Genomic DNA, 18,839 nt, shown 5'->3' with positions numbered 1-18,839 from the left:
CTTAGATAACATAGTTAATAACAATATAATTTATAATTCTTGCAGTACTTAGAACTATACATAAAAAATCATCCAAAGTTGGATTGCTTAATTTGAATGAAAAATATCCAAATAAAACATCCTTCTCTTTCACAATAAAAAGAATAACGGTAATTGCAGTTGGAACCCAACAAAACACCTTATAGAGCTTTATTTTAGTGTTTCTATCATCAATTCTACGTTCAATATTACCAACAATTTCATCCAGATTATTTAAAGTTTCGCAGGATTCTAATTTTTCATGGCCTTGGGTTTTTAGTTTATCAAAAGTAAATGAGCTACTTTTTTTAATCTGGTCTAACCTTAAGACTTGATCGTTAATCATCCAATAATTGAATATAGCGGTTATTACAACACCACTAATAATGAATAAATAACTATATATATTATCAACCTTAGCTAAAGCACCCAAGCTAACTAACACTATTGGGATTGCATAGAGCCTTATCTGAATATCATTTAAAACTGAGCTTATTTTCTCAGAATAATCAAAACCTTTCTCTTCAACTTGTTGCTGAAATTCACCTATTGCAAAGTTATGAATAAATATATCGTAATGTTCATAATAAGAATTTTTGATTTGATCTAAATTACCAAATAATAAAACAGCTTCTGATTTATTTGATGAATCCCGTTTTACTATATTTTTAAAGGTATCAACTAAAGCTAACTTAAAGAAAGACTGCCTATCCCTATGGTGCAGATTCCCATTTTCATCTTCTGAAATCAAACTTTCAATATCTTCAATAGAAGATATGTCTTCGATATTTACCAATTCAACCATGCTGTTGATTTTAATTTCCAATGGTTTGGCATACTTATCATCCTCACCCTTTATAAAGTAGTAAAGAGCTATACCATCATCAGTTTGTTTATCTATATCTGAAACTCTAGTTAAAAAATCAATCCACTTACAAATTAAATCTAATTTAATCAATGATGGTAATACTAAATTACTATCACTTCTAAAATCCTCTTCTATAAAGTAATAATTTTTTGGTAGACGCTTGCCTTGTATTAAGTATTGTGAAAGCTTCTCGAATAAATCATTTTCATTAGTATAGAAGTTAAACTCATTCCCACTGTAAAGGTTAAATTCAATTTTAAATTCGGTACATTCTTTATCAGGCAATATATCTTCAGCTCTTGCTTCATCCCAATCTATCTCTAGCTCAAACCTTCTAAACTTGTCTTTATTATCGAACAGAAATTTTAGTAAAGGCACCTGGTCTTCAGATAAAACAACACTATTAGTCAAACGTAAAAAACCATTTTCACAGGATATATTTCCTCCGAAAGACTTAAATAGTTTGACAGTATAGTCAAATAAAGTATCAACCTTATTATTCATTTCCATCTTCATCTATGAGTGTTACTTGCGCAATAGCAGCTCTAACTTCTGGTGTAATCATTCTACCTTTGATTATAATATCATCATTGTCTTTATTGAATAATATAGGCTTATTTGAATCAGCTTCAACCCCAACTAAGCCTATAATTTCCAAATCAAAATTAAGACTAAATGACTCAGTTGAATAGTAAATTTTAGCTAACTTGTCTACATTATTTTTTCTTGCTTCAAAGGTCGCAGGCATTTCATATTTATCTTGTTTACTAAATGCAATAAAGCTTTGCTTTTCTTCCTCTGTACAACTATCAGGTAAATGAGATACTGCTATTTCTTCAATTTTTGAAAGATGTACTTCCTTACCTATACCCGAATTCAGATAATAAGTGCACCACTCATGGTTAAACGGTGAGGAGAGATCAACTGCCTGTTGGTGATACTCTGTAGTCGCCAAACAAACATGAGTAGTTACCATGAATTACAAGCAGTTGATCGAGGGACAACGATACCAGATTGAGGCCTATTTACGCGAGGGTTTCAGTTATCGGGAGATAGGAAAACGTCTGAAAGTCAGTCACAGCACAATCAGCCGAGAAGTAAATCGCAATCGAATTCGGGATAACCATTACTTGCCGGAAGTCGCTCAGGCGAAGGCACTAAAACGCCGTTGTCAGTCCGCGAAGTCTAGAATATCTGGACTGACCATCACCTTTGTTGAGTTCGGTCTCAATGAGAAATGGAGTCCGGAACAAATAGCCGGTGTCGGTAAAATCATCGGATATAACGTCAGTCACGAGTGGATTTATGGCTATGTCCAGCGTGATAAATTATGCGGCGGCAAGTTGTACAAACAGCTCCGCCAGAGTCACCGAAGATACCGTAAAGGTAACCGTGCGAAGCGTGTGATTATCCCGAATCGCGTAGGCATAGAGCATCGTCCCGCTATCGTGAACAAGAAAAAGCGGTTCGGAGACTGGGAAGCTGACACGGTTCTGGGCAAGCAAGGTACGGGCGCGATTGTCAGCCTGGTTGAGCGAAAAAGTAAGCTGTACCTGATACGCAAAGTGCCAGCGAAAAGCGCAGCCGATGTGGCCCGGGCCATGGTTGGTATGCTGTGGAAATATCGAGGTTATGTTCGAACTATCACTGCGGACAACGGCAGCGAGTTCTGTGACCACGAACAGGTCGCAGAAAAGCTTAAAACGGATGTTTACTTCGCTAACCCTTATTCGTCTTGGGAACGCGGACTGAATGAAAACTTCAACGGTTTGCTGCGGCAATACATACGGAAAGGCACCGATTTGCGGACGGTAACAGATAAGCAAATTAGTGAGATTGAACGGGCATTAAATGCCAGACCGAGAAAGTGCCTCGGCTTCAGGCAACCTATTGCGGTATTCAATGAATTACGCAAGGCAGCCTAATTTAGCGAGTGGTGCACTTCGGAGTTGAATTCGCGTATTATCTGTTAAGTATTTAACAAGCTGTGCTCTAGCATTCTTTTGTGTAATATTATCGACATTAAATTGTGATAGAAAGTCTTTTAGGACTACAGGGGCCTTATTAACCGCTTTAGCAGGAGTGATTTTATTAATACAATCAAATGCACTTGTAAAATAGTCTGTGTGCTTTCCTTTACCAATAAAGCTTAAATAATTTTTACTGTACTCATCATTTAATGATTTAAAATATCCAGTCATATTTATATCAACAGCTTGATGTAACTTGCTAAGATCAACATGAACTTCTGACGTTGGCTTTAAGTTAGTCAGTTTGATACCGGAAGTATTAGTAATCATTGCAGCCATTAAACGATGATCATGAAATGATTTATACTCAATAAAGCATATGTATCCACCTTTACTATTTGTATGAACAATTTCTTCATACAAGGAATTCATGGTTTTCTCAGTTAACTCTAGGAAAGTTTTATTTCTCTCCTCATCAGTTTGATCAATATCTAACTCTTTTAGCTTCAATGGGAAATCACCATTTCCTTTGAATTGCCCCCAAAGAACAGCTGTTCTATTATCTTTAATTTTAACTAAATCTTTAGCAAGTTTTAAAATGACATCGTTTTCTAAATTTAAAATTTCACTCGCTACATCAGGATTTTTATCTTTAAATAGCTCATGAATAACAAAGCGCTTAATTGACGCCATTTTATATCCTTATCTACTAGGTTCATTACATGGTTAATAATATCAGTTAGCTGATATTATTAATGAACATTAAATCACAATTTTGAAAAACCATATAACAAGTCTGTATATTTGTACAAGCACACATCCCCTAAATTAAACAACCCACTCATCAATCATATCTGCCCAATCCTGCAACATGGCCGCGCGCTGTTCTCGGTATTCGGCTTTGTTGTAAACAGCCCTCACTCCTTTCTGTTCGTGCGCCAGGCATTTTTCTATCCAATCAGTGTTGTATCCTGCTTCATGCAGCAGTGTACTCGCTGTTCTACGTAGGTCATGCGGCCCAAACTTACTTAGTGACTGCCCATCCTTCTGCGCAGCCTTGTACGTTAAAGCCAATACACGATTCATTGTCGCACTGCTCATTGGGGCATCTGAGTCATAACGGGAAGGAAGAATGTAATCAGACCCACCGGCAAATGTCTTCAAGGCAATCAGAATGTCCATAGCCTGGCGTGACAAAAATACCAGGTGAGGGTTACGCCGTTTCATCCTCTCTTTAGGAATCGTCCACAACGCTTCGCTAAAGTTAATTTCGCTCCAGGTTGCATTGGTTAATTCGCTTTTGCGTACCATAGTCAGCAATAGCAACTTTACCGCAGCACGAATCGAAGGGGTGGTTCCTACCTTTTCCATATAGCGGTACATCAAACCAATCTCAGCCGGTGTTAACGTTCGGTCTCTTGGCTCAAACCGCGCGATACTTGCGGGCCTCACCAGGTCTGCCGGGTTCTCAACTTTCTGCCCTCTCTCAATCGCCCATCGATACACCTGGAGTACAATATCACGTGTGTGTACAGCCGTTGCGGGCGCTCCACGCTCTACTATTGCGTCAGTCAGTGCTCGCAGATCTTCATGGGTAATTTCTGTAAGCTTCCAGTTACCAAATTTATCTTTAAGTTCTCGGGTATAGACTGATCGACGCATATCTCGGGTAGAATCGGCCATCTGATAGCCACGCAGCCATTTTATAGCCCAGGCACCAAAGGTTTCAGCATCTTTGGTTCTCGCCTTCGCACGTGCTTTCTCTTTGGCCGGTGACTTTCCATCAGTAACCATTCTCTTCGCTTCATTGAGACGCTCACGCGCTTCTGCTAACGTGATGCCTCCTACTCCATAGCGACCAAAGGTAATGGTTTCTTGTCTGCCATGGATCGAGTAGTTGTAGCGAAAAGAAATAGAGCCCGCAGTGGTCACAGCAACATAGAGGCCATCACGGTCATTGACTTTGTAAAGTTTATCTTTGGGTTTGAGATTGCGTAGCTTGGTATCAGTCAGCATGTATCGACCTATTATTATTGTTTGATACCATGCTGAAAAACCTCTAAAAAAATAGATATTAATCTTTATAAAACAGATAGATATGTAAATTTAATACCATGCCCCATCAAAAACACTCAGCATGGTATCGGGCGTAATCCATGGCATTACCGATGAATCATACCCATCAAAATACCACGGTCAAACCGTGCTTGGCGTTGCCAGACATTGCCAAAAATGACTAAGCCAAAAACGAAAAAAGTCCGCAATTACGCGGACTTAAGTATGATTTAGTGCTTGTTAATGCCAGACCTTTCTTAAAGGAGCATTATTCCCACTCAATCGTTGCCGGTGGCTTGCCTGAGATGTCGTACACCACGCGGGAGATACCGTCGATTTCATTGATGATGCGGTTGGACACCCGGCCGAGGAAGTCGTACGGCAGGTGAGCCCAATGGGCAGTCATAAAGTCGATGGTTTCCACGGCGCGCAGAGACACAACCCAGTCATACTTACGGCCATCGCCCATTACACCTACGCTGCGAACCGGCAGGAACACAGTAAAGGCCTGGCTGACACGGTCGTACAGTTCGGCTTTGCGCAGCTCTTCGATGAAGATGGCATCGGCGCGGCGCAGCAGATCGCAGTACTCTTTCTTGACTTCGCCGAGTACCCGTACGCCCAGGCCTGGGCCTGGGAATGGGTGGCGATAGAGCATGTCGTAAGGCAGACCCAGCTCCAGGCCAATCTTGCGTACTTCGTCTTTGAACAGTTCACGCAGCGGTTCAACCAGACCCAGCTCCATATCTTCCGGCAGACCGCCGACGTTATGGTGTGACTTGATCACATGGGCCTTGCCCGTGGCGCTGCCGGCAGATTCGATGACATCAGGGTAGATGGTGCCCTGGGCCAGCCACTTGGCGTTAACGCACTTACCGGCTTCTTCGTCGAAGATTTCCACAAATACCCGGCCGATGATCTTGCGCTTGGCTTCAGGGTCGTTTTCGCCTTTGAGGGCATTGAGGAATCTGTCTTCGGCTTCAACCTTGATGATATTGAGACCAAAGTGGTCGCCGAACATCTCCATCACTTGCTCGCCTTCGTTCAGACGCAGCAGGCCGTTGTCGACAAACACACAGGTGAGTCTGTCGCCGATGGCGCGGTGCAGCAGCATGGCAGTAACAGAAGAGTCGACCCCACCGGAAAGCGCCAGGATTACTTCGTCGTCACCTATCTGCTTTTTCAGGCGCTCAACGGCGTCTTCGATAATGGAAGCGGGTTTCCACTTGGCTTCACAGCCACAGATTTCCAGCGCGAAATGCTCCAGCATGCGCTTGCCCTGACGGGTATGGGTCACTTCAGGATGGAACTGCACGCCATAGAAACCTTTGGCTTCATTGGCCATGGCGGCGAATGGGCAGGTTTCGGTCTTGGCAACCGCGACAAAGCCTTCAGGGATGGCCGAGACTTTGTCACCGTGGCTCATCCATACATCCAGCAATGGACGACCGGCTTCATTAACGGCATCTTCGATGTTTTTGAACAGTGCAGATTCGGCCAGCAGTTCGATTTGCGCGTAACCGAACTCGCCCTCGCCTATGCCCTGAATAACCTTGCCGCCCAGCTGCTCGCTCATGGTCTGCATGCCGTAGCAGATACCCAGTACAGGCACGCCTGCGTTAAACACATACTCAGGGGCTCGGGGAGAGTTGTCAGCGGTGACACTCTCGGGACCACCGGCCAGAATAATGCCCTGAGGGGCAAATTCGCGGATCTGCTCTTCACTGACATCCCAGGCCCAGAGTTCACAGTAGACGCCAATTTCGCGGATACGACGGGCAATCAGCTGGGTATACTGGGATCCGAAATCAAGGATCAGTATCTTGTGCTCATGAATATTGCTCATTGATAACCTTTATCTCTTTAGTTTGATTGCAGTGCCTGCCGTAACAGGCACAGTTTTTATCTGCTTATAAACCAAGGGCGACACTCATGCCGCCCCGAATTTATTAAACACCTGAACGGTAGTTCGGCGCTTCTTTGGAGATAGTCACATCGTGAACGTGGGATTCGCCCATACCGGCTGAAGTCACCTTAACGAACTGGGCCTTTTCACCCAATTCCTGAATGGTGGCGCAGCCTGTCAGGCCCATACAGGAGCGCAGACCGCCCATGTACTGATGGATAATCTCTTTGATTTTGCCTTTGTAAGGAACACGGCCTTCGATACCTTCAGGTACCAGTTTGTCGGCAGCGTTGTCGCTCTGGAAGTAGCGATCGGAAGAGCCCTGAGACATGGCGCCCAGTGACCCCATACCGCGGTAAGACTTATAGGCACGGCCCTTGTAGAGTTCAGTTTCACCTGGAGATTCATCGGTACCGGCAAACATGGAACCTGCCATGATGCAAGATGCACCGGCGGCCAGCGCCTTGGCCAGATCGCCTGAGAAACGGATACCGCCATCGGCAATCACAGGGATACCCAGATGCTTAACGGCAGCAGCAGCATCGGAAACCGCAGTGATTTGCGGTACACCCACGCCGGTAACGATACGGGTAGTACAGATGGAGCCAGGGCCAATACCGACTTTAACCGCATTCACACCGGCTTCTACCAGCGCCAGGGCGCCTTCGGCGGTCGCCACGTTGCCGCCAACGATTTGCAGATCCGGATACTTGGCACGGGTATCGCGAATACGCTGCAGTACCCCTTCAGAATGGCCGTGGGAAGAGTCAATCAAGAGTACATCGACACCGGCTTTGACCAGCGCATCAACACGTTCTTCGTTACCGGCACCGGCACCAACAGCGGCACCAACACGCAGACGACCCAGCTCATCTTTACAGGCATTGGGCTTACGCTCGGCTTTCTCGAAGTCTTTAACTGTGATCAGGCCCTTGAGCTGGAATTCATCATTCACAACCAGCACTTTTTCAATGCGGTTGGAGTGCATCAGCTTTTGTACTTCATCCAACTTGGTGCCTTCAGGTACAGTCACCAGACGCTCTTTCGGGGTCATGATTTCAGAAACCAGGCGGTTGGTATCGGTCACGAAGCGCACGTCACGGCCGGTGATAATTCCCACCAATTCGTTGGCGTCATTGATTACCGGATAGCCGGCAAATCCGTTCTTTTCGGTTAATACCTTAAGCTCGGCCAGTGTCGTGGAAGGTGTTACTGTCACAGGCTGTTGAACCACACCTGCTTCATAGATCTTCACTTTACGAACTTCTTCGGCCTGCTGTTCAATACTCATATTCTTATGAATAAAGCCCAAGCCACCTTCCTGCGCCATGGCGATTGCCAAACGGGCTTCGGTCACTGTGTCCATTGCAGCGGACACCAGGGGGATATTCAGTTCGATTTTGTCGGTCAGACGGGTCTTGAGATTGGCGGTATTAGGGAGAACGGTCGAGTGGGCCGGAACCAGCAGCACATCGTCAAAGGTAAGCGCTTCTTTAATTAATCGTAGCATTGCAACATCTCCCCGGGGGTTAGATTGAAGGTGAAATATTGCGGCGGCATTATACCTTGCAACCCCGGGGTGGTAAATGGGAAAATAGAGAAAAATTCCAATTTGAACGCAAATTCCATGCCAGAGCTCAAAAAACAGGTATATACCGTCTCCCGCCTCAATGCCGAAGTACGTGCCTTGTTGGAGGGAAACCTCGGCAGAATTTGGCTCAATGGTGAAATTTCCAACTTTGCCAGCCCAAGCTCGGGCCATTGGTATCTGACTCTCAAGGACAATCATTCGCAAATTCGCTGCGCCATGTTCCGTGGTCGCAATCAGAACGTGACCTTCCGCCCGGTCAACGGCCAGCAAGTGCTGGTGCGTGCAGCCCTGAGTGTGTATGAGCCTAGGGGCGATTATCAACTGCTTATCGAAACCATGCTGCCTGCCGGTGATGGCTTACTGGCGCAGCAGTATGAAGCGCTGAAGCTGAAACTCGCGGCCGAAGGCCTGTTTGCCGCCGATACCAAGCGGCCACTACCGGCCAACATCCAGCGCATCGGGGTGATCACCTCCCCCACAGGCGCCGCCATTCGCGATGTACTGCATGTGCTGAAACGCCGCGATCCTTCCATCGAAGTGGTGATCTATCCTTCCCAGGTTCAGGGCAGTACCGCCGCCAACCAGCTTATTGAGGCGCTCACCTTGGCCAACCAGAGGCTGGAGGTGGATCTGTTACTGCTGACCCGCGGCGGTGGCAGCCTGGAAGATATGTGGTGTTTCAACGATGAAAATCTGGCCCACGCCATCTACAACAGTGCCCTGCCGGTAATTTCAGCTGTGGGTCATGAGGTAGATACCTGTATCAGTGATTATGTCGCCGATCTGCGTGCCCCTACCCCATCGGCCGCCGCCGAACTGGTATCCCAGGATGTCGATAATAAACGGCAAAAGCTGACCACTACCATGGCCAGGCTGCGCCAGGGCTGGCAACACTGGCACTTGGCCAAGCGCCAACAGCTGTCGCTGCTGGATCACAAGTTGCAGCGCCAGGATCCCAAGCGGCGGCTGGAACAGCTGGTACAGCAGTTTGATGAGCAGCAACTGAGAATGACGGCCGCCATCAACAATCGCCTGCACCGGCTGGAACACAGACAGCTGCAGCTCAAGAGCCGCCTCGAAGCCCAGAGCCCGACCCACAAACTGAGCCTGGAAGGCGGCAGATTGAATTATCTCGGTCAACAGTTGCAGGACGCCATGGCCGATAAACTGAAAGAGGCCAAGGCGCGCCTGGGTGCCAGCGCCCATTCGCTGGAAAGTGTCAGCCCGCTGTCGACCCTGTCCAGAGGTTACAGCATAAGCAAGAACGAAGCCGGTAAAGTCCTGGAAAACAGCGAGGACGCCGTGGTCGGCGAGCAGATGCGCACCCAATTGAAACAGGGCGTGCTGCTCTCAAGAATAGAAGCCATTATTGAGGAATAGCATCAATCAGATAAAGGCTCTTCGCTGGAGAAGGAGCCCAAATTAAAAATACCCGTGAATCGTTAGCAAATGTTATTCCAGTTCACAGGCCCTTTATTAAACACAACTCACTGAATTAAAGTGCAATATTGGTCATCAGAAACAACAAAGCCGGGTTAAACCCGGCTTTGTTTTGCGAAAATCCTATCAGGCTTTCTTGTTCTTGATGTGCGCCATCATCCGCTTGCGGCGTCTTTCCTGGCTCAGGGTCAGTTTCTCCCCCTTGCCTTCAAAGGGGTTGGCCCCTTCCTGGAAGCGCAGCTGGATGGGCGTACCCACAACCTTCAGCGAGCGGCGGTAGTAGTTCATCATATAGCGCTTATAGGAGTCCGGCAGCTTGGATACCTGGTTGCCGTGTACTACCACGATTGGCGGGTTGTAACCACCAGCATGGGCATACTTGAGTTTGACCCGACGACCATTGACCAGAGGCGGCTGATGGTCGTCCTGCGCCATCTGCATGATCTTGGTCAGCAGCGAAGTGGATACCCGTCTGGTAGCACTGTCGTAAGCTTCTTCGATGGACTCATACAGATGACCCACGCCTGTGCCATGCAGCGCCGAGATAAAGTGGATGCGGGCAAAGTCGATAAAGCCCAGACGACGGTCCAGCTCACTCTTGACCCTTTCCTTGACGTCGTTGTCTATGCCGTCCCACTTGTTGACTGCAATCACCAGCGCCCTGCCGGCGTTGAGGGCAAAGCCGAGCAAACCAAGGTCCTGCTCGGCGATGCCTTCACGGGCATCAATAACCAAGAGCACCACGTTGGCGTCTTCAACCGCTTTCAGGGTTTTAATCACTGAGAACTTTTCAACGACTTCATGCACCTTGGCGCGGCGACGCACCCCGGCAGTGTCTATGATGACGTACTCGCGGCCTTCACGCTGCATTGGAATATAGACGGAGTCGCGGGTGGTGCCCGGCTCATCATAAACCACTACCCGCTCTTCACCGAGGATGCGGTTGGTCAGGGTCGACTTGCCCACATTGGGCTTGCCGATAATTGCCAGCTTGATAGGCAAGTCCTGCAGTCTGGCCTGTTCGGCTTCGGCTTCCTCTTCTGTGTATTGACGCTCGTCAACCTTCTCTTCCTCGGGCGCATCAGGATTAATCCCCATCGCCTCGGCAAAAGGAGCCAACGCATACTCAATCATATTGGTAACGCCGCGGCCGTGAGCCGCCGCCATCTGATACACCTCACCCAGGCCCAGGGCCCAGAATTCGGCGCAGGCGGAATCGGCATCGATACCGTCAATCTTGTTGGCCACCACGAAGGTGGTCTTTTGCCGACTGCGAAGATGTTGGGCTATGGCCTGATCGGCCGCGGTCAAACCGGCGCGGGCATCGGTCAAAAACAGCACTACATCAGCCTCTTCGATAGCCGCCAGCGATTGCTCGGCCATCTTGGTTTCTATGCCTTCTTCGGTGCCGTCAATACCGCCGGTATCCACCAGGATGAATTCGTAACCTGACAGATAGGCACGACCGTATTTACGATCCCGCGTCAAGCCTGGATAATCCGCCACCAGTGCATCACGGGTGCGGGTCAGACGATTGAACAGGGTCGACTTACCGACATTGGGTCGCCCTACCAGGGCCACTACAGGAATCATCTTTTTGCCTCTTTAAAACTTCTCAATAAAAAGCCCCCGGAACACACTCCCAGGGGCTTGGCAGTATCAAAGCCTGGGATCAGGGCAGAGTTACTGTGGCAATTTTGCCATCCCGGGTTTGCAGATAGATTTTGTCGTCAACCACCAGAGGTTGACTGAACAGGCCCGAGCTGTCGATCTGCACCCGACCCACAATTTGGCCGTTGCTGCGATCGATAAAGTGCAGATAACCTTCAAAGTCACCCACAACCACATAGTCCTGGAATACTGCCGGAGCGGTCAGATCCCGGTTGGTCAGATCCGAGTTACTCCAAAGCTCCAGACCGTTACGTCTGTCCACTGAGTATACACGGCTGTGATCGTCCACCAAATACAGACTCAAGCCCGCAGTGTCCAGCTCGTGGAAACTGGAGTACTTGCGCGACCAGACAATACGGCCACTGCGCATTTCCATGCTCACCAGGTTACCGTTGTAGCTCACGGCGTACAGGTTGTCACCCAACAACAGCGGCGTCATATCGACATCGGCCATACGGCTGAATTCGTTACCGCCTTTAGGGGTGTAAATCGGTTGCTCCCAAGCTGGCTGGCCATTGTTTTTGATAATAACTGCGACCTTGCCATCGGCCGTACCAACAAAGAAACCACCCTGAGCATACGCAGGAGAACTGCTGCCGCGCAGAGTCAAGTTTGGCAAGGAAGCTTCATAGCTCCAAAGCTTTTCACCTGTATCTACATTGAAGGCATCCAGCGAGCCTGAGCTGCTGTTGACCACCACCATGTCTTCGGCAACTGCGGGCAAGGACAATAGTTCGCCTTCTGCTACGGCGTGCCAAAGCACTTCACCGGTTTCAGCGTCAAGCGCCGCCAAAAGGCCGCTCTCTCCACCGACAAACACCTTGTTACGGGCCGCGGTCACGCCGGATGCCAGACGAGCGCCCTTGTTCTTTTTCAGGGCACCATCACGGAATGCTTCACTGAAGTCTGTGCTCCAGACCTTCTCGCCGCTGCTCTCGTCAAAGGCGGTTACTTCACCATAGCGGTCGGCAACAAAAATTTTGCCGTAGCGCACTGCCGGACGCAGGCGGGAGTAATAATCGCCAACACCACTGCCAACCGAAGCACTCCAACTGACCTCTGGGAATACGCTGGCGTTGAGCTCCAGCAGCGGGCTTACAGGTTCTTCTTCCACATCGCTGGAAGCACAACCCGTCAGTGCGCCTATGGCCATGCCACAGGCCAAAAGAGTTTTACACCACGACTTCATTGGCCTTCCTTATGCCTGATTCAGGTTATCGAGTTTCATCTGCAGCGCCGGACTGGTTGTCACGCCGCCATTTTTAACGGCTTCCTGGTAAGCGAGTCTCGCCTTGTCGGTTTCCCCTTGACGCAACAGCAGATCGCCTTTGAATTCATCTCTTTGGGTAGCAAAGGCACTATCTTTAACCTGCTCAAGCGTGGTCAAAGCGGTAGCAACCTGGCCCTGTTCAGCCTGAATTCGTGCCAGACGCAGTGTGGCAACCGCTGTCAGGGCATCACCCGGCTTGGCGGCAATCACGGTTTTGAGGGCAGCTTCAGCTTTTGCCAGGTCACCGGCCTCTACCGCGCTCTTGGCAACAATCAGTTGCATCAGCGCCGAGTAACCGGCCTGGGCGTGCTGCTTGTCAAATTCGGCAGCGGCAGCCATCACTGTGGCTTCATCACCGCCTTGCATCAAGGCCTGGTTAAAAGCCTGAGAGGCAGCTTCGGCACGTTCGACTTTGACATCGGAATAATAGTTCCAGCCATAAAGGCCACCCAGACCTATTACGGCACCAGCGACTATCGAAACACCATAGTCTCTCCAGAACTGCTTGATCGCCTCAACTTGTTGTTCTTCTGTGCTGTAGATTTCCACCCGCACTTCCCCTCTAAATTATTTAATCAGTTCTGCCAAATAGTCGGCCAGGGCCTGGCGTTCAACATCCTGCTGAGCGCCATCACCCCGCAGCGGTTTCACCGCCACCTTGTTATTGGCCAGTTCGGTCTCACCGATAATCAGCGCAAAACCCGCGCCGCTCTTATCGGCTCTTTTCATCTGTTTCTTGAAGTTGCCACCCCCGCAGTGACTCATCACCTTAAGCTTGGGCAGCTTCTCACGCAGTTCCTGGGCAATTTTCATCGCCTCAATTACGCAGTCATCGCCCATGGCGGTCACGTAGACATCCACTTCGGCAGCAACATCGGCGTTCAGCTCCAGGGTTTCCAGCAGCAGAACAATCCGTTCCAGCCCCATGGCAAAGCCCACTGCCGGCGTTTCTTTACCGCCAAGCTGGCTCACCAGACCGTCGTAACGACCACCGGCCAGCACAGTGCCCTGAGCGCCTAAACTATCGGTGACCCACTCAAATACGGTGCGGTTGTAGTAATCCAATCCGCGTACCAAGCGTGGGTTAACCCTGTATTGGATACCAACGGCCTCCAGGAGTTCACACAAGCGGGCAAAATGTGCCTTGGAGTCTTCACCCAGGTAATCCATCAGCGCCGGGGCATCGGCCAGCAAGGCCTGAACCTGCTGATCTTTTGAGTCCAGTACCCGCAGTGGGTTGCTGTACATGCGCCGCTGACTGTCTTCGTCCAGCTTGTCTTTATGTTGCTCGAGGAAGGCCACCAGCGCTTCACGATAGGCGGCGCGCTCGTCGCTGTCACCCAAAGTGTTCAGCTCGAGCGAAACATGTTCGGTCAATCCAAGCTTCTGCCACAAAGAGGCAGACAACATCAGCACTTCGGCGTCAATATCGGCGCTCTTGATGCCATAAACTTCAACCCCGAACTGATGGAACTGACGATAGCGCCCTTTCTGTGGCCGCTCGTGGCGGAACATGGGGCCCATATACCACAGACGCTGCTCCTGGTTGTACAAGAGGCCATGTTCGTTACCGGCACGAACTGTCGAGGCGGTGCCTTCCGGACGCAGGGTGAGACTGTCACCGTTGCGATCGGCGAAGGTGTACATCTCCTTCTCGACAATATCTGTCACCTCCCCTATCGAACGCTTGAACAGGTCTGTGTTCTCAACGATAGGTGTGCGGATTTCACTGTAACCGAAAGAGGCAACCGAGGCGCGCAGTACCGCCTCCACTTTTTGCCATACGGGGCTTTGGGTTGGCAGAATGTCATTCATTCCGCGAATCGCTTGGATCTGTTTTGCCACTATCTCGACTCGTTTTGCTCTGGGGCTAAAAATTCAAAAATGCCAGCCATTATAGGCGCTTCACCGGCAAACGTAAAACTGGCCAGCGCTGGCCAGTTCACATTCACGTCATCAGGGATTATTCGGCTTCTTTGACTGAAATACGGTTTTCCATCATTTGCGCCTTAGCGCGAATTTTGGCTTCAAGGGCATCGACCAGATTGTCATTGTCGAAGCGCTCTTTCTGACGCTCGCCTTCGTCATAATAACCGCTCTTGCGGTTACCGCCGGTAAGGCCAATATGAGACACCAGGGCTTCCCCCGGGCCATTGACCACACAGCCTATGATGGAGACATCCATGGCAGTGGTCACATCTTCCAGGCGTTGCTCCAGGGCGTTGACCGTGCCTATCACGTCAAACTCTTGTCTTGAACAGGATGGACAGGCAATAAAGTTAATTCCGCGGGAGCGAATACGCAGCGACTTAAGGATATCGAAACCAACTTTGATCTCCTCTACTGGATCGGCTGCCAGGGACACTCTCAAAGTGTCGCCTATGCCTTCTGCAAGCAGCATACCCAGGCCCACAGCCGATTTTACGGCACCGGCACGGGCACCACCGGCTTCGGTGATCCCAAGGTGCAATGGCTGTTTAATCTGTTTCGCCAGTAAACGGTAGGACTCCACGGCCAGGAACACGTCCGATGCCTTCACCGAGACCTTGAACTGGTCGAAGTTGAGCCTGTCGAGAATATCCACATGGCGCATTGCCGATTCCAGCAAGGCTTCCGGGATGGGCTCTTTGTATTTGTCCATCAAGTCTTTTTCAAGACTGCCGCCGTTTACCCCGATGCGGATTGGGATATTTTTGTCACGGGCAGACTCAACCACGGCACGAATACGTTCTTCATTGCCTATGTTGCCTGGGTTAATACGCAGACAGTCGGCACCGTATTCCGCCACTTTAAGCGCTATGCGGTAGTCGAAATGGATATCGGCCACCAGCGGCACCTTGACCTGCTGCTTGATAAGCTTGAACGCCTCGGCGGCATCCATGGTAGGCACAGACACCCGTACGATATCAGCGCCCACAGTTTCCAGCGCCCGGATTTGCGCTACTGTGGCTTCTATATCTGTGGTGCGGGTATTGGTCATGGATTGCACGGCAATCGGAGCGCCATCACCTATGGGAACATTGCCGACATAGATGCGGGTGGAAGGACGGCGTTTTATGGGATTTTCACTGTACATCGTATTCTGCTCTGTTGACTCGGCGCCATGAGTGCGCCACTTCAATTATCCTGCTTGGTGCTATTATGCCTGTGGCAGGGTCAGTCTGGCTACCCGGCCGCTGGGGAAATCGGCAAGGCTCACAGCCTGGCCGTTAAACGTCAGACTCACTGTCTGCGGTGCGCCCAAGACCAGTTTAAAAGGCGCCTTGCCTTGTACCCTGATGGTTTGTCCTGGCGATCTCAAGCCATCTATCAAAGTTTTGCCGTTGGCATCTGTAAGTTTAATCCAGCAGTCGCCATCAAGCTCGATACCGACAGAAGCCTGCGTTGCCTCTGTTGCCACCGGTTGCTCGGTCATATCGACATCTGAGTTAACAACACCAGAGTTGACTTCATCAGTATTGTTATCCTCAACAAGACTCTTCTCTACTTCAGCGGTAGGTGTTTCGGTTGAAGTTTCAGGCGGAAGTTCGGTTTCTGCTATTTGTGCCTGACGCGATTCAAACTCTCTGGCCTGCTGCACCTCTTCTGCCGTAGGTTGGGAGAAATCGACATCGGAAACCACAGAAGGTTTTTGCAGCCACCACACCACCAGCAGGGCCAGCAGCAGAAAACCGATAAGGTAAGTCACCAGCATCAAACGGCTGTCGGTAGCCTGACGGCTGGTCTTGCGCGAAAAGCTCTGCATCGCCGGCTCAGTCACCTTGGGGACCTGCCGTGCCAGGCAATTGTTGATAGCTTCTTTATCCACGCCCAATATGCGGGCATAGTTCTTCACGTAGCCGCGGACATAGGTGGAGGAATCGATATTGCTGAAACAGTCTGCTTCAATATCGGTCACTATGCAGGGGCGCAAGTGCAGCCTGGTAGCCGCATCTTCTACAGTGATACCTTTTTGTTCGCGTGCGCTTTTCAGTAATGACCCGAGCGTATCCTCTTGCCCGGGAACCTTTGGGTTCTCGTCTTCATCCTTGTTGACTTGGTTATTCAACTCTGTCATCAGTGCATACTTGCCCGGTATTGTTTAGCCTGGGGAGACGCCGGAAATTTGGCCTGCAGCAATATTCCATATCGCTTGGCGGCCGCGTCATCATTTAACCCTTGCTCAATGCGAATGCCCAACGCCAAGCTTTCCGCGGTTTCAGGAACTACTCGGTGGAGGCGTTCCAATTGCATTCTGGCCGCGGCGTAGTTATGGGCGTCAAGCTCCAATTCTGTCAGTTCCAGTAATGAGACCTGTCTTCTGGGCTCATACTTTAGCGCCATCTCAAAATAGTGTCGCGCTTTTTCTCTTTCCCCGGCATCCCGACTGCAAATACCCAGGTTTTCATAGCTGGAGGCGGTGCGGGTATATCTGGGGTTGTCGATTGCCATCAGGAACATCTTCTCTGCCTTGGCATATTTCTGCTGCTGGCAGAGAAATACCCCAAAGTTGTTCATCGAGTCGCCGCTGGCATTGCGGGTATCTATGGCGGCTTCATAAGCTTGCTCAGCCTTCACCACTTCACCCACGGTTTGATAATAATAAGCCATGGCAATATGCACATCCTCAAGGTGAGGGGCGTATTCCATGGCTCTGTCTAGATTATATTTGGCTTGTTGGGAGTTACCTTTTTGCAGATAGGTCAGGCCTAGCTGCGTCCGTTCCTTGGCGGCGGCAATTTTATCAAACTGGCGTTGCGAGACCGGAATGTCCGTGCCGGCATAAGTTCGCTCGGTTACACATCCGGGCAACATGGCCCCTAGCAGTAACGCGAGCGTTAAACCTGGCAATCCGTGCTTCATTGGCAAACCTATAAATCTGGACAAACAAAGAGTTAATCCATTGTGACCGAAATTTGATTGGCTTGCATGCGTTTTTTCGCCAGACGCTTGGTTCTGTCACGTATATCACCGGCCAACTGGCCACAGGCGGCATCGATATCATCGCCGCGGGTCTTACGCACTATTACAGTCAGACCGTATTCCATCAGCACTTTGGCAAACCTGTCGATACGGGAGTTGGAAGAACGCCCGTAAGGAGATCCCGGATAAGGATTAAACGGAATAAGGTTGACCTTGCAAGGAGTATCCTTCATCAGTTTGGCCAACTCATGGGCCTGCTCTGTGCTGTCGTTGATATGATCCAGCATCACATATTCCAGTGTGACCCGGCCACGGTTAGCGTTGGACTTGGCGATATAACGACGAATAGCGGCCAAAAATTCGTTAAGCGGATACTTCTTGTTGATAGGCACCAACTCGTTACGCAGCTCGTCATTGGGGGCATGGATACTGACCGCCAGCGCCACATCGAGGGCGTCGCCCAACTTATCCAGCGCAGGTACAACGCCGGATGTCGAAACCGTTACCCGCCGTTTGGACAGGGCAAAACCAAAGTCATCCAGCATGATATCCATCGCCGGAATCACATTGGCCAGATTCAGCAAGGGCTCACCCATGCCCATCATCACCACATTGGTGACCGGGCGCTCACCGGTTTCCTTCTGAAAACCGAGGAAGTGGGATACCCGCCAGATCTGGCCGACAATTTCAGACACTGTCAGGTTACGGTTAAAGCCCTGCTGAGCCGTGGAGCAGAAAGTACATTCCAGCGCACATCCCACCTGGGATGAGATACACAGAGTCGCCCTATCATCTTCCGGAATATAGACAGTTTCCACTTCCTGACCTTCGCCGACATTAATGGCAAACTTGATGGTGCCATCGGCCGACTTCTGATAGCTGGAGATCTCCGGCGCTACCACTTCACAGCGCTCTTTCAACTTGGCCCGCAGGTGTTTGTTGATATTGGTCATCTGGTCAAAGTCACTGATCCCGAAGTGATACAACCACTTCATCAGCTGTTCGGCACGAAACGGCTTATCGCCCAACTCGACGAAAAGCTCACGCATTGCCTTACGATCAAGATCCAAAAGATTGATCTTTTTTTCACTCATTTGACTTTCCTCAACACCAAAACCTGCAGCAGGGCGGCGAATTATACAGATAGG

At 49.7% G+C, this 18,839-nt stretch carries 16 protein-coding genes; 2 read left to right on the top strand and 14 right to left on the bottom strand.

What is annotated here, in order from left to right; all coding sequences use genetic code 11:
- Nucleotide 1: 1 nt before the first annotated feature.
- Nucleotides 2–1,390: a hypothetical protein gene (locus tag WKR14_RS07550; protein WP_001060888.1), complete on the bottom strand. Its 1,389-nt coding sequence runs from the start codon at nucleotides 1,388–1,390 to the stop codon at nucleotides 2–4.
- The gene (locus WKR14_RS07545; RefSeq protein WP_339087585.1) at nucleotides 1,383–1,862 is read right to left on the bottom strand and encodes a nucleoid-associated protein; all 480 of its coding nucleotides are present in this window, start codon (nucleotides 1,860–1,862) and stop codon (nucleotides 1,383–1,385) included. Before WKR14_RS07545 ends, WKR14_RS07550 begins: the two co-directional genes overlap by 8 nt.
- Here WKR14_RS07545 and WKR14_RS07540 point away from each other — a divergent pair.
- Entirely contained in the window at nucleotides 1,861–2,811 is a 951-nt protein-coding gene (locus tag WKR14_RS07540; RefSeq protein WP_115389073.1) for an IS30 family transposase, read from the top strand. The genes WKR14_RS07545 and WKR14_RS07540 overlap by 2 nt on opposite strands.
- On the opposite strand, the gene WKR14_RS07535 is transcribed toward WKR14_RS07540, so the two are convergent.
- From WKR14_RS07535 to guaB, 4 genes are all read right to left on the bottom strand, one after another.
- Nucleotides 2,794–3,549: a nucleoid-associated protein gene (locus WKR14_RS07535; protein WP_339087583.1), complete on the bottom strand. Its 756-nt coding sequence runs from the start codon at nucleotides 3,547–3,549 to the stop codon at nucleotides 2,794–2,796. The two genes, WKR14_RS07540 and WKR14_RS07535, sit on opposite strands and share 18 nt — an antisense overlap.
- Before the next feature lie 135 nt (nucleotides 3,550–3,684).
- Nucleotides 3,685–4,872 carry a tyrosine-type recombinase/integrase gene (locus WKR14_RS07530; protein WP_000954583.1) on the bottom strand — a complete coding sequence of 396 codons (1,188 nt, stop codon included), beginning with the start codon at nucleotides 4,870–4,872 and terminating at the stop codon, nucleotides 3,685–3,687.
- Between the two features lie 307 nt (nucleotides 4,873–5,179).
- Nucleotides 5,180–6,757, bottom strand: coding sequence for a glutamine-hydrolyzing GMP synthase (gene guaA, locus WKR14_RS07525; RefSeq protein WP_028779200.1), 1,578 nt, complete (start codon nucleotides 6,755–6,757; stop codon nucleotides 5,180–5,182).
- Between the two features lie 103 nt (nucleotides 6,758–6,860).
- Complete coding sequence (guaB, locus tag WKR14_RS07520) at nucleotides 6,861–8,327, bottom strand: IMP dehydrogenase (protein ID WP_101056204.1); 1,467 nt, start codon at nucleotides 8,325–8,327, stop codon at nucleotides 6,861–6,863.
- A 117-nt stretch (nucleotides 8,328–8,444) separates the two neighbouring features.
- On the opposite strand from guaB, the gene xseA reads away from it, so the two are divergent.
- The gene (gene xseA, locus WKR14_RS07515) at nucleotides 8,445–9,788 is read left to right on the top strand and encodes an exodeoxyribonuclease VII large subunit (protein WP_339087581.1); all 1,344 of its coding nucleotides are present in this window, start codon (nucleotides 8,445–8,447) and stop codon (nucleotides 9,786–9,788) included.
- 186 nt (nucleotides 9,789–9,974) lie between these two features.
- On the opposite strand, the gene der is transcribed toward xseA, so the two are convergent.
- The 8 genes from der to WKR14_RS07475 form a co-directional block, all read right to left on the bottom strand.
- Nucleotides 9,975–11,441, bottom strand: a complete 1,467-nt coding sequence (der, locus tag WKR14_RS07510) for a ribosome biogenesis GTPase Der (protein ID WP_101056206.1) — start codon at nucleotides 11,439–11,441, stop codon at nucleotides 9,975–9,977.
- 79 nt (nucleotides 11,442–11,520) lie between these two features.
- Entirely contained in the window at nucleotides 11,521–12,708 is a 1,188-nt protein-coding gene (bamB, locus tag WKR14_RS07505; RefSeq protein ID WP_339087579.1) for an outer membrane protein assembly factor BamB, read from the bottom strand.
- 9 nt (nucleotides 12,709–12,717) lie between these two features.
- A complete protein-coding gene (locus WKR14_RS07500; RefSeq protein WP_039035071.1) occupies nucleotides 12,718–13,338 on the bottom strand; it encodes a YfgM family protein in 621 nt (206 codons plus the stop codon).
- Nucleotides 13,339–13,356: 18 nt separating this feature from the next.
- Entirely contained in the window at nucleotides 13,357–14,634 is a 1,278-nt protein-coding gene (hisS, locus tag WKR14_RS07495) for a histidine--tRNA ligase (RefSeq protein ID WP_025009765.1), read from the bottom strand.
- Nucleotides 14,635–14,752: 118 nt separating this feature from the next.
- Entirely contained in the window at nucleotides 14,753–15,865 is a 1,113-nt protein-coding gene (gene ispG / locus WKR14_RS07490; RefSeq protein WP_215773123.1) for a flavodoxin-dependent (E)-4-hydroxy-3-methylbut-2-enyl-diphosphate synthase, read from the bottom strand.
- Nucleotides 15,866–15,928: 63 nt separating this feature from the next.
- On the bottom strand, nucleotides 15,929–16,846 hold the full coding sequence (locus WKR14_RS07485) for a RodZ domain-containing protein (protein ID WP_101095784.1): 918 nt from the start codon (nucleotides 16,844–16,846) through the stop codon (nucleotides 15,929–15,931).
- Nucleotides 16,846–17,631 carry a type IV pilus biogenesis/stability protein PilW gene (gene pilW, locus WKR14_RS07480; protein ID WP_039035075.1) on the bottom strand — a complete coding sequence of 262 codons (786 nt, stop codon included), beginning with the start codon at nucleotides 17,629–17,631 and terminating at the stop codon, nucleotides 16,846–16,848. The genes WKR14_RS07485 and pilW overlap by 1 nt, the downstream gene beginning before the upstream one ends.
- 32 nt (nucleotides 17,632–17,663) lie before the next feature.
- Nucleotides 17,664–18,785 (bottom strand): bifunctional tRNA (adenosine(37)-C2)-methyltransferase TrmG/ribosomal RNA large subunit methyltransferase RlmN, encoded by a 1,122-nt coding sequence (locus WKR14_RS07475; RefSeq protein WP_039035076.1) that lies wholly within the window; start codon nucleotides 18,783–18,785, stop codon nucleotides 17,664–17,666.
- Between the last annotated feature and the right edge of the window lie 54 nt (nucleotides 18,786–18,839).

This window comes from Shewanella chilikensis, assembly GCF_037953065.1.
GTDB lineage: Bacteria > Pseudomonadota > Gammaproteobacteria > Enterobacterales > Shewanellaceae > Shewanella > Shewanella chilikensis.
Note: the sequence above shows the minus strand (reverse complement) of the source record. Positions and strands in the feature narration are given on the sequence as shown.

Coding starts and splice junctions, on each gene's coding strand:
- WKR14_RS07545 (WP_339087585.1), bottom strand. CDS start 1,862: ATGGTAACTACTCATGTTTGTTTGGCGACTACAGAGTATCACCAACAG.
- WKR14_RS07530 (WP_000954583.1), bottom strand. CDS start 4,872: ATGCTGACTGATACCAAGCTACGCAATCTCAAACCCAAAGATAAACTT.
- WKR14_RS07550 (WP_001060888.1), bottom strand. CDS start 1,390: ATGAATAATAAGGTTGATACTTTATTTGACTATACTGTCAAACTATTT.
- WKR14_RS07540 (WP_115389073.1), top strand. CDS start 1,861: ATGAATTACAAGCAGTTGATCGAGGGACAACGATACCAGATTGAGGCC.
- WKR14_RS07485 (WP_101095784.1), bottom strand. CDS start 16,846: ATGACAGAGTTGAATAACCAAGTCAACAAGGATGAAGACGAGAACCCA.
- der (WP_101056206.1), bottom strand. CDS start 11,441: ATGATTCCTGTAGTGGCCCTGGTAGGGCGACCCAATGTCGGTAAGTCG.
- WKR14_RS07535 (WP_339087583.1), bottom strand. CDS start 3,549: ATGGCGTCAATTAAGCGCTTTGTTATTCATGAGCTATTTAAAGATAAA.
- ispG (WP_215773123.1), bottom strand. CDS start 15,865: ATGTACAGTGAAAATCCCATAAAACGCCGTCCTTCCACCCGCATCTAT.
- guaA (WP_028779200.1), bottom strand. CDS start 6,757: ATGAGCAATATTCATGAGCACAAGATACTGATCCTTGATTTCGGATCC.
- bamB (WP_339087579.1), bottom strand. CDS start 12,708: ATGAAGTCGTGGTGTAAAACTCTTTTGGCCTGTGGCATGGCCATAGGC.
- pilW (WP_039035075.1), bottom strand. CDS start 17,631: ATGAAGCACGGATTGCCAGGTTTAACGCTCGCGTTACTGCTAGGGGCC.
- guaB (WP_101056204.1), bottom strand. CDS start 8,327: ATGCTACGATTAATTAAAGAAGCGCTTACCTTTGACGATGTGCTGCTG.
- xseA (WP_339087581.1), top strand. CDS start 8,445: ATGCCAGAGCTCAAAAAACAGGTATATACCGTCTCCCGCCTCAATGCC.
- WKR14_RS07475 (WP_039035076.1), bottom strand. CDS start 18,785: ATGAGTGAAAAAAAGATCAATCTTTTGGATCTTGATCGTAAGGCAATG.